This is a genomic window from Lutimaribacter saemankumensis, from assembly GCF_900100005.1.
GTDB classification, from domain to species: Bacteria; Pseudomonadota; Alphaproteobacteria; order Rhodobacterales; family Rhodobacteraceae; genus Lutimaribacter; species Lutimaribacter saemankumensis.
The window spans coordinates 268,176-278,342 of the sequence record NZ_FNEB01000004.1 but is presented as its reverse complement, the minus strand read 5'-3'; the positions used below and the strand labels follow the sequence as shown (position 1 = coordinate 278,342).

The 10,167-nt window shown below is 57.8% G+C and carries 9 protein-coding genes; 1 reads left to right on the top strand and 8 read right to left on the bottom strand.

Going from position 1 to position 10,167, the window contains the following annotated elements; translation table 11 throughout:
- The coding region (locus BLT50_RS10425; RefSeq protein ID WP_245723354.1) for a response regulator at window positions 1-423 on the top strand (423 nt) is incomplete at its 5' end.
- A gap of 965 nt (window positions 424-1,388) precedes the next feature.
- On the opposite strand, the gene BLT50_RS10415 is transcribed toward BLT50_RS10425, so the two are convergent.
- The 8 genes from BLT50_RS10415 to BLT50_RS10390 form a co-directional block, all read right to left on the bottom strand.
- Entirely contained in the window at window positions 1,389-2,438 is a 1,050-nt protein-coding gene (locus BLT50_RS10415; protein ID WP_090028599.1) for a Hint domain-containing protein, read from the bottom strand.
- Between the two features lie 578 nt (window positions 2,439-3,016).
- Window positions 3,017-3,178 carry a hypothetical protein gene (locus tag BLT50_RS19290; RefSeq protein ID WP_175491451.1) on the bottom strand — a complete coding sequence of 54 codons (162 nt, stop codon included), beginning with the start codon at window positions 3,176-3,178 and terminating at the stop codon, window positions 3,017-3,019.
- A gap of 903 nt (window positions 3,179-4,081) precedes the next feature.
- Window positions 4,082-5,215, bottom strand: coding sequence for a virulence-associated E family protein (locus BLT50_RS10410; RefSeq protein WP_090028598.1), 1,134 nt, complete (start codon window positions 5,213-5,215; stop codon window positions 4,082-4,084).
- Complete coding sequence (locus BLT50_RS19770; RefSeq protein ID WP_090028597.1) at window positions 5,202-5,393, bottom strand: helix-turn-helix transcriptional regulator; 192 nt, start codon at window positions 5,391-5,393, stop codon at window positions 5,202-5,204. The genes BLT50_RS10410 and BLT50_RS19770 overlap by 14 nt, the downstream gene beginning before the upstream one ends.
- A 332-nt stretch (window positions 5,394-5,725) precedes the next feature.
- Window positions 5,726-5,851, bottom strand: coding sequence for a site-specific integrase (locus BLT50_RS19700; RefSeq protein ID WP_281241643.1), 126 nt, complete (start codon window positions 5,849-5,851; stop codon window positions 5,726-5,728).
- Window positions 5,852-5,939: 88 nt separating this feature from the next.
- A complete protein-coding gene (locus BLT50_RS10400; protein WP_245723353.1) occupies window positions 5,940-6,965 on the bottom strand; it encodes a tyrosine-type recombinase/integrase in 1,026 nt (341 codons plus the stop codon).
- Between the two features lie 209 nt (window positions 6,966-7,174).
- On the bottom strand, window positions 7,175-8,566 hold the full coding sequence (locus BLT50_RS10395) for a M20 family metallopeptidase (protein ID WP_090028596.1): 1,392 nt from the start codon (window positions 8,564-8,566) through the stop codon (window positions 7,175-7,177).
- On the bottom strand, window positions 8,563-10,146 hold the full coding sequence (locus tag BLT50_RS10390) for a gamma-glutamyltransferase (RefSeq protein ID WP_090028595.1): 1,584 nt from the start codon (window positions 10,144-10,146) through the stop codon (window positions 8,563-8,565). Before BLT50_RS10390 ends, BLT50_RS10395 begins: the two co-directional genes overlap by 4 nt.
- Window positions 10,147-10,167 lie beyond the last annotated feature (21 nt).

Sequence of the window (10,167 nt, the reverse complement as noted above, 5' to 3'; positions counted from 1 at the left end):
TTGGGCAACTCACCAATCGAAGGTCAACTAATGGAACTTGAACGCATACTACATGTCGATGACGATGAAGACATCCGCACCATCGTGCAGATCGCGCTGGAAACCGTCGGTCAATTCAGGATCCTTCAATCCAGCGATGGCCATTCGGCGATTTCCTCAGCAGAGGAATTCGCGCCGCAACTTCTGCTCTTGGATGTCATGATGCCAGAGATGAGTGGCCAGGAAGTCCGGAACGAAATTCAAAAAATTCCAGGCATGGCGGACGTACCGACGGTGTTTGTTACGGCGAAGGCTGAAGACCATTTTGCAGAAAAACTGCGTGCTCAAGGCGCAATCGCGGTAATCACAAAGCCATTCGATCCAATGACTCTTGCCGATGAACTACGTGCGATTTGGACGAGTTGGCTATCAGATGCTGCATGACATCTCAGATAGGAATGCCTGCAAGTCCGAATGAATACCGTTCACTACGGATCAAATGAGACGCGAGGGCCTTTTTGGTGCCGACAATTACCAAAGAACTGTTCATAAAAAGGCCCGATAAAAACCACATACAACCTGCATCTTTGAGCTTGGGGCGCGAGCGCGAGCTTCGGAATGCAGGCGTCAACCCGATCAGATATCCTCCACAAGCTGACCGGTGAAAGAGACCTATCTCTGATTCAAAGGCTATGGGCAACGAAGCCAGGCATTTTTCAAAGTTTGAAACCTTCTGAGCGGGTCACGGTCAGAGCCAGCTGTCGAGCTCTGGATAGGCTTGGCTCTTTGGTCACAGAGAACTTAAGCCACATCGAATTGGATTGCTTTTGTTCAGTCCCCTACCTGGATCAACATACCCGCCTATCATGCGTTCCAAATCGTTTGTGGCTAGAGGTTTGGGCTGATGATCGGCTGACAAAAAGAAAACACCAAGCAAAACTGTTTGTAGACTTTTCGCGAACCGAAGTCACTGTAGGCGTCATTTTTCTTGGCCTCCGAGACCACCAAGCACGACGTGAACTTTGGAAACAAGTAGCGAAGAGAAAACTTCTTTGCGGTGACGCGTTCAAAGACCGCGAGGAAAATGCCGCAACCTGTCATTTGAAACCGAAACCGCAAGAAAAAAACTACTTGGTATCCACTACGCCCCGGCCTCACGGGCTAGAAACCGTCGGGTCAAACCGGAAAACGTGGCAAAAGCGAAGAGCCGAAGAGTTGGATTTGGGAAAGGGAGTTATCTCGTTCTCACGAACACTTTGCTCTCGGGAAATTTCCTTTGAAACTCTTCTTCTTGGACTGGAAACCACAGCAGTCGATTTCGACGACTTCCTCTTTGGAGCTGTTTCAATACAATAGAGCGTCCAATAATTACTCGATGGCTGTCGTTTATGTATCTTTACAATCGAGAGTTAGGCAGCGTGTTTTTGCGCTCTATTTGAGCCGCGTGTTGAACCGTTCGGCGCAATAAGCAAGGAAGCCTCATGCTTTTTCAAAACGGGCAATGCTGACTTCTGCCGGACTTCACCTGACGGCATTCGAGACTTGAGGTCGTTTTGGAGCTGAGCCATCGCGTTTTCTCCGATGGCGTCGAACGCGTCAGACCCCAAATACAAGCTTTCACTTGAAAGGTTGTTGCATTGGACGATTTCGTGCTGCTCAAGCATCAGATGAAAATACTCGACCCCTTCAAGCGGTAGAAATGGCTCTATTCTACCTGGGTCCAAAAGATGTTTCACCGCGCACAGCGCTCTTTCAAACCCGAAGAGCAGCGACACATATCCGTCTTCGACAACGACCCGATGGTTCGGGGAAAGAACGATGTCTTTCTCTGGCACGTTGTCATCAAATGCATGCGCACGAACTTTTATGGGCCGGAGTGAGCGATCCGCTGCCAGGTGATGGTAAGTGAGCTTGGTGCTGCCAATCCATTGAATGGGTTTGGGGCCATGCTCGGTATGAACCAGGTCCCCAGTTCGCAGGTTTTCTATTCGAGTCGGCCCGCTTGGCGTCTCGATCCGTGTCCCGCGCGCAAAGCAGATGACAACGTCGTTTGTGCTGCTGACATTGGTAATCGGGACCGACCCGTTCGGCATGCTCTCCATTGTCAAGAACGTGTTCAAAGTCGGGTCGGTCAGAAAATAGTATCTCTGTCCGGTCATCTCGTCCGTGATGACCACGACCTCCTCACCCCGCAGATCGAGGCCGTTGACGTTCGAGAACTTGTTGCTTTGCGGAAGATTGCCCGAAAACTCGACCGTGAAAAAACGTGCCTGGCCGTTGATGTAGAGCAGCGTGTCAGGATCGGACGCCCCGTCGTTGAATTCCAGAAGATAGTCCCCGTCTGGCCCGATCGTTTTGAACTCTAACGTCGTCGTTGGCGTCTTCGACAGGCTTTCCGAGTTGATCTCGCTGTTATTGGCCGAGGAGCTATCGCCCCGCGCGTAAAAAATAAGCCCCATTCGTTCTGTCTCTCACTCTGTTCGAAGAAAGCATACGCAGCAGATGCGGCAGGTTTATGAGTTAAATCTGGTGCAAAGGAGACGATGGGAATTTTCAGGCTCACAATTCTGGCCTTATGAACGCTCTTTTGCCGGACCAGTAGAAGGGTATTCAATCGAGAGGGAGTGGGAGGCACTGCACAGCCCCAAGGCTTTGATCCGGGACAGTGCAGTCATTTCTCGAAAGACAGCCCCACTAAAAGCGGAGCGGCCGTTTTAAGTCGGTCGATAAGCCTATCCCGCACCTCTTGCTTGGCTTGCGCCCAATAGGGGGTGAGCAACCGGTCCCATGACGCGCAGATCATTTAGATGTCAGGCAGTGACAAGTGCCCGAACATCTTTTTCCTCGTCACATCCTCCGCTCATGAACTCAGAGCACGCCTTCATCAGGCTTTCGGATTTCCTGAGCGATTTCGCATACTCTCGTGTCGCGGTCATCTTCTAGATGGGAGATTTCCTCCTCGATACTGATAATCGCCGAGTATCGCGCAACGTCTTTCTTGCGTTTCGCCAGGATTACAGTCAGCCGCGCCTCGTACTCAGATCGCGCTTGTTCTAGGCGTTTTTTTAAGGGCTAAAGCTTGGTCGCGCAGCAGCTGTCTCCCACGAAAAAGAAGACAGCCAAAGACGGGGAAAAGGAGTGCGGCAAGTCCGAAATAGACCGCCAGCGCGACGAGGAGAAATGAGTCAAGTTGTTCCATGATGGCAGGGAACCATCAGCTTATGGATGAATCAAGAAGATCGCTTAGGCGACGCTGTTATCAAAGCGCGGGACGCAGCAGCATGGAGCATCTGGAGGAAAGGCCGGTTGTTGAGCAGCCGGGCAATAGAGCGCAGAAAAACCTTCAATAGGCAGTCCAAAGTGTTGCGTGACTGCGCGACGGGAAAAATTCTTCGGTGTCCAAGCGTTCCTCAGGAGAGACCAATCATTTCGGCAGCAATCCAGAAACACGCGACAAATATGTTACTAAAACACTGATATTGCTATGCTTTAAATGATTCACCTAGAAGATCGCCGCAACAAAGAATGGTGGTAGGCACGGTTGACCAGAATTGTCAGCCTCGAGAAAAACTTCAGCTACACAGGAAAAAATCTGTGCGTTGGAGAGAGAGTGGGTTTGGATCGGAAGAGGATAGAGAGATTTACCCCACCCCCCCCCTTTCCTAAAACAAAGCCACCAATGGTCCTCGCAGTAGATGAAGTAGACCAGGGAGAACAAAATCTTTCTCAAGCAAATCCGGAGAGCCACCACAAACCATGAAATGAGAATTCACCATTTATTCAGTAGCTTACACTTCTCCACAAACTCTCTAAAAACTGGTCTACTTCGTCTACCGATATCGTTTATGAGACCCCGAGAAGGACATACGTCTACTATGAAGAGACGTCATACTTCCTCTTGACGCACATATCTGGCGGCGCCCTTTTCGGGTCCAGACGTGAAGTTTCCGTCACGGACGTACCCGATTGTTCGCAGGATCCCAGCGACCCGCTTGGTATCCGCCTGCGTCATTTTTTCTTTTGGGATGCCAATGGTTTCTTGTAGGATCGTCTTGCACGCTACGGCTTCCTTTTTCTCACAGTGTTCAACAATCAGCGCGGTCTATGGGTCATCTGCGACACGCTCGGCCTGCTCCATAGCCGCGATCTTGTTGAATTTCGTGTCGAGCCACCATCGCTCTCCCGCGCGATAGGCGTGCACAGCTTCAGCCCAAAGCTGTTCGCGATCCCGGCTTAGGGCATCGATATTGATAGGGCCGACACGTACCGGCCAAAACCGTCGGTTCCCCGTGGTGTCGCGAAGGTAGCTATCTTCATTGGTCGTTCCGGCAAAAACACATCGCCGCGGTTCGGTGACGTCCTTTCGTCCATATGGACGTCGATATTTTTCTTCCCGGCGGGATATGAATGCCTTGGCAGTCTCCAACGAAGATCGGTTCAGGGCGGCGAGTTCCGAAAGCTCGAAGATCCATTTCCCGCGCAGAGATAGCTTTGCGTCCTTGTGCGCAAGATCGGGCAACGCGTCGGCAAAATACTCTGCACCAGCCAGCACGCGAAGCGCGGAACTTTTCCCACCGCCTTGACGACCTTCCAGGATCAAACAACAATCTGCTTTACAACCGGGCTCAAAGACGCGTGCCACCGCAGAGATCGCCCAGCGTTTACCAACCTCAGCGGAATATTCGCTTTCTTCGACACCGAGATAGATCGTCAACCACGCGGACAACCGCGGTTGTCCATCCCAGGTCAACCCCAATAGCCAGTCTTTCAAAGGATCGACCCTATTTTCAAAAGCCACGGCTTCAAGCGCATCGGCAACTGCGCGAATGGAGGCCTTAGAGAACCCATTATGGTGGAACCATACCTGTGCCTGTGTGACGTCGAGATCCTGGATTGCTCGCGGCTGAAAATCATCGCTGTCTTCGCTGCCTGGAATAGGGCGTGCAAGCATGTCACATCCCGAGAACTCATCACGGTATAGAACCCCTTGCCATTCGGGGAGATGCCGTAGGATCTCTACAGCTGTGCCGGTACACCAGATCGGCACACCGTTTTCATTCCTGACAACCGGTATTCCATCATATCTCGATGACATATGCTGCAATTTCGCTTTCCTTGGTTTCTTGGAACCCGCGGTGGCTTTGCTTTCCGCAGGAGGGTCGCCCATGGGGATAGGATCAATTCGTTCCGCGTTCTCAAAAGCGGCCTGTATTGCGTCATGCTCATTCTTTGTCATAGCTCTGAACCTCTGCTTTGTTTTGCTCCCAATTCTCCAAATCCATCAATCGCCAGCGAGTACAACCTGGAGTAAGCTCTACTGGTTTTGGAAAGGTTGAGTCTGTTTTGGCCCACCGCCAAGGTGTTCCTCTTGAAACACTGTATCGCTGCGCCACCTGCCGATCTGAAAGATACATAGACTGCCTCCACGTTTTCGATCGACAGAAGGTAGTCCAGCTAACCCGTCACAAAAAAGCCCGACGCCTAATTTATTGTTTTTATTATTTTATTTTAAAATTCTACTTCTCTACGATCGGTTAGCACCAAAGAATCAGCGCCTCTTCCTGAGAGATTCGATCATGATTCGATGAACGAAAAACCTCACACCTTCGGAGGTGCTCGCAACGCGACAATCGCGAAGAAAATCTGCGCAAGACACAACTTAGGGAATAGCATTCTCGGCATCAGAAAGTCATCGCTATGGCTCAAGCGAAGCGTGCCGCGCAGAAACCAACCAGACTTTCGTTTCCTAAATCGATTTGAGAAACGCCCCCCAGGCTTCCATCATCTCGCGGCGTTTCTCGACCTGGTCGGAGCGGTCATAGGCTTGCTGCACCTTGCTCCCGACCTTATGCGCCAATGCGATCTCGGCCATATCCCCATCAAACTGTGTGCGCTCCGCAACCCAGGTCCGGAAGGTCGAGCGCAGCCCGTGTGGGACAGCCGGACGATCACTTTGCGCGTCAAAAAAGCCTCGCCCCCCCCGATTTGAGGTCGGCCGCATGCATCTTACGCATGACGGCTGCGATGGCGGCATCGGAAAAAGCACCGCCGCGCGGCGCCCAGAACACCAAAGGATTGCCCTGCTCTTTTGGTAGTCCTTTGAGCAAGCTGACCAGCGCCTCCGTGAGGGGCACTCTGTGCGGGCGTCCGGACGGCGGGATTTTCGAGAATTGTCGTCCCGGTTGGATGATCCATAGGCGCCGCTCAAGGTCAAACTCATCCCATGTAGCGAAGCGCACGGCACCTGTTCGTGAGGCCGTCAACGTCTGAAATTCTAATGCCCGGGCACTCATACCGGAGCGTGCGCGGAGGGCGGCAAACCAGCGCGGAGCGTCATCGAGCTGGAGCGCTGGAAAGTTTTGCCCCGCCGTGAGCTTGCCCGGCGCAGGCAGAACCATGCTCAGATTTCCTCGCCAGCGCGCCGGGTTATCGCCGCTGCGATGCCCTGAGACAGTGACAAAATCCAACACTTGCTCGATCCGCTGGCGCACTTTCGAGGCCGTCTCGGTCTTTTCGAGCCAAATGGGGCGCAACGTGTCGAGCACATCTTGAAGGCTAATATCAGCCACAGCCATATCCCCGAGCTGCGGGATCGCGTGTCGCTCCAGCGAGGCACGCCACTGTTTGCGGTGCAGCTGACTGCGAAACTCGATCGCCTTTTCCGCATCAAACCGTTCAACGGCTTCTTGAAAGGTCAGAAGACGCCGCCGTGCCGCCTGGCGTTCAGCGACGGGATCGAGGCCTTGTCTTAGCATGTCGCGGGCCTCCCGAGCATAATCTCGAGCTTTGGCCAGCGGAACATCTGGATAAGGGCCGAGACCGGCCTCCCGCCGCCGCCCATTGAAGCGATATCGGAAGACCCAGGAGCGCGCGCCCGTTGCAGTGACCTGCAGGGCGAGGCCAGCCACACCACCCACGGCATGCAGACCCGGCCGGGAGAGGCGCTTGACCTCCAGCGCACTGAGTTCTCTGGCGCGTTTTGGCATTTGAGCCGCCCTTGTTCGAACTGGGAATCGAACTCGATCCCCAAAATCCTACCCCATACCTACCCACCCAAGAGGGTGCGATTTATTGCTATTTCATGGCACAGGTTGGAACAAGGAAAATCCGACAAGATTATGATTTTAAAACGTATTTGAACAGGTTGCGACACCGGTACGCCATTGGTACTCGCCTCCATCACCCCTGCCCTCGCCTAGCCGGGCACACCCTGCCCCTCACCGATATCCCAGAACAGTCCTGCCATCACGCGCAGCGCATCGCGGCAGACGGGTTTCAGCACGTGTTCGTCCGGGGCGTGCTGCGAACAGCCGCGGTAGGAATGCGGCACCCAGACCGTGGGCAGGCCCAGAATGTCGGCAAAGGTGTCGTTGGGCAGCGATCCCGCGAGATTCGGCAGCACATGCGGGGGCTTGCCTGCCGTCCGCTCCAGCGATCCGCGCACGAAGCGCACCCAGGGGTGGCCGGGATCGAGCCGCGTGGCCGGAAAATGGATCTGGCCCTCGGCGTCGATCTTCACGCATTCGAACCCGTGCGCATCGAGGTGACGGCGCAGCGACGGCAGGATCGCCTCGGGGTCGGTGCCGACGACAAAGCGCAACTGGCAGGTCGCGCGGGCATGGGCCGAGATCGCGTTGACCGGCGCCTCGGGCACGCCGCTTTTCATCGCGAGGATCGCGAAGCTGTTCCAGCCATAGGCGCGCTCGGCCGGTGTCAGGCTTTCCTCACCCCAGTCGGGGTCGATCTGCGGGCCATCGGGGCCGCCTTCGATCGGCAGTCCGTCCAGCGCCGCGCGCACCGCCGGCGTCAGGCTGTCGGGCCGCCATTCGGGGATCTGCAACAGCCCGCGCTTGTCGGTGATGACCGACAGCGCCTGCGCAAGGATCATCGCCGGATCGGCCAGCAACCCGCCCCAGTTTCCCGAATGATGCGCGCCGTCGCGCAGGTCGACCACGAGGTCGAAGTTGATCCCCCCGCGCGACCCCATGAACATCGTGGGCGTGTCGGGTTGCAGGCGCGGCCCGTCCGACGCGATCAGGACATCCGCCGTCAGCCGGTCCCTGTTCTGCCGGAAAAACGCGCCCAGCCCGGTCGAGCCGGTTTCCTCGGCCATTTCCAGCACGATCCTGACGTTGAAGCCCAGACGCCCGCGCACGGACAGCACCTGTTCCAGCGCGGCGATGTTGATCAGGTGCTGGCATTTGTTGTCCGCCGCCCCGCGCCCGTAAAGCCGCTCGCCATCCTCGGTCAGGGTAAAGGGATGCAGCCCGTCACGCCACATGCCCTCCTGCCCGCGCACGGTATCGCCGTGGCCATAGGTCAGGATCGTGGGCAGGCCCGCATCCTCGATCCGCTCGCCTACCAGCAGGGGCGCGCCACCGGGAACGGGATTGTCGAAAATCTCGCAGGCAAAGCCCAGCGCGGTCAGGCGCGGCAGCATCGCCTCGTCCAGGTAGCGGCGCAGCTCGGGCGCGGCATCGGGGTTCTGGCTCTCGGTGGGATAGGCCACCAGCGCCGCCAGATCCGACTGGAACCGCCCGTCGTCGAAATACGCCGTCGCCGCGGCGATGGCGGCATCGCGGGTCATGCGCGCACCTCGTCTTCGCTGATGGCGTCGCCCCAGGGCGACATGATCTCGGTGCAGCCCGAATTGCGCCCCGCGCGCCGCATGACCCCCGCCGGGCAGGCAAAGGAATACGGAAACACCGAGCGCCGCGCCGTGCGCACGTCATGCTCGGCCCGGAGCGCGGCCATCACGCCCTCGGGCAGGGTTTCGTCGGCCACCACGACCGCGCCGCCCGACACGTCGATCCGCGGATGGTGGAAGGCCGCGCCGATATCCAGGCCGAAATCGGCCATCAGCGCCGAAAGCTGCGCCACGGCCGACACGATCTTGCGCCCGCCGCTGGCGCCGACGGCAAAACGCGTGCCGTCGCCCGTCTGCCCGATCGTCGGGCAGACATTCATCAGGCACCGCTTGCCCGGCCCCAGCGAATTGGGCCGCCCCGGCACCGGATCGAACCACATGATGCCGTTGTTCATCAGGAACCCGGTCGAGGGCGACACCACGCGCGACCCGAAGATCGACAGCAGCGTCTGCGTCTGCGCCACCATGTTACCCTTGCGGTCCACGACCGAGAAATGCGTGGTCGATCCCGGCGCCTTGGGGCTTTCACCGTCGTCGCCCATGTTCGCCAGCCGGTCGGCATAGGCCGAGGCCAGCCCCCGCGCATAGGCCGCAAAGGCCGTACCGTCCGCCGCGTCGCCCAGCGGCGTTTCGGCGGCCACACCCAACGCGTGCTGCAGCGTCGGGCCCGCGGTCAGCCCGGGCACCGCGTGGATCGTCGCGTCGCGATAGGCAAAGCTTAGCGCGGGGTGGAACTCGGCCGCATAGCTGCGCAGGTCGTCATGCGACAGGCTGCCGCCCTTTGCCTGGATATCGGCCGCCATCGCCGCGCCAAGATCGCCGTCATAGAGCGCCCGCGCCCCGTCGCGTGCAATCTGTTCCAGGCTGTCGGCCATGCGCGACTGGTCGAGCCGGGTTTCCGCCAGCGCCGTCCAGGCCCCGATCGTGGGCCATTGCCCGTCCTGCAGGAACAGCGCCGCAGCGTCCGGGTCTTTGGCCAGCTCCCGCGTGACCGACGCGATGCACAACCCCGCGAACCAGTCGACCAGCATCCCCTGTTTCGCCTGCGCGATGGCCGGGGCCACAAGCTCGGCCCAGGGCATCCGGCCCCAGCGCGCATGGGCCTGGCCCAGCCCGTCCACCACGCCCGGCACGGCCACGGCCGTGGCACCCTGCACGTTGCGGTCATCCACCACCCGTTCCCACGGGAACAGATCACCCGACACGCCCTCGCCGGACAGCGGGTAGTCGGCCGGGTCCAGCGCCGCGGGCGCGCGCATTCCGTGATTGAGCGCAATCGCCTCTTCCTCGCCGGCGCGCCACAGCATCATGGCCCCGCCGCCTGCGGGGCCGCTCATCCAGGGCTCGACCACGCCCAGCACGAACGAGGTCGCCACCGCGGCATCGACCGCATCGCCCCCCGCAGCCAGCACCTCGGCACCGGCGCGTGCGGCCAGCGAATTCTGCGCGGCGACGACGCCGCCTTCGGTTTCGATCACGGTTTTGGAAATGCGCTGCGTGCGCGACAGGGCTGAGGTCACGGGAAGGCTCCTTCGATGCGT

What these genes read in the sequence shown, in the direction of transcription:
- BLT50_RS10415 (WP_090028599.1), bottom strand. Translation starts at nt 2,438, where the DNA reads ATGGGGCTTATTTTTTACGCGCGGGGCGATAGCTCCTCGGCCAATAAC.
- BLT50_RS19290 (WP_175491451.1), bottom strand. Translation starts at nt 3,178, where the DNA reads ATGGAACAACTTGACTCATTTCTCCTCGTCGCGCTGGCGGTCTATTTC.
- BLT50_RS10410 (WP_090028598.1), bottom strand. Translation starts at nt 5,215, where the DNA reads ATGACAAAGAATGAGCATGACGCAATACAGGCCGCTTTTGAGAACGCG.
- BLT50_RS19770 (WP_090028597.1), bottom strand. Translation starts at nt 5,393, where the DNA reads ATGTATCTTTCAGATCGGCAGGTGGCGCAGCGATACAGTGTTTCAAGA.
- BLT50_RS19700 (WP_281241643.1), bottom strand. Translation starts at nt 5,851, where the DNA reads ATGGCCGAGATCGCATTGGCGCATAAGGTCGGGAGCAAGGTGCAGCAA.
- BLT50_RS10400 (WP_245723353.1), bottom strand. Translation starts at nt 6,965, where the DNA reads ATGCCAAAACGCGCCAGAGAACTCAGTGCGCTGGAGGTCAAGCGCCTC.
- BLT50_RS10395 (WP_090028596.1), bottom strand. Translation starts at nt 8,566, where the DNA reads ATGACCCGCGATGCCGCCATCGCCGCGGCGACGGCGTATTTCGACGAC.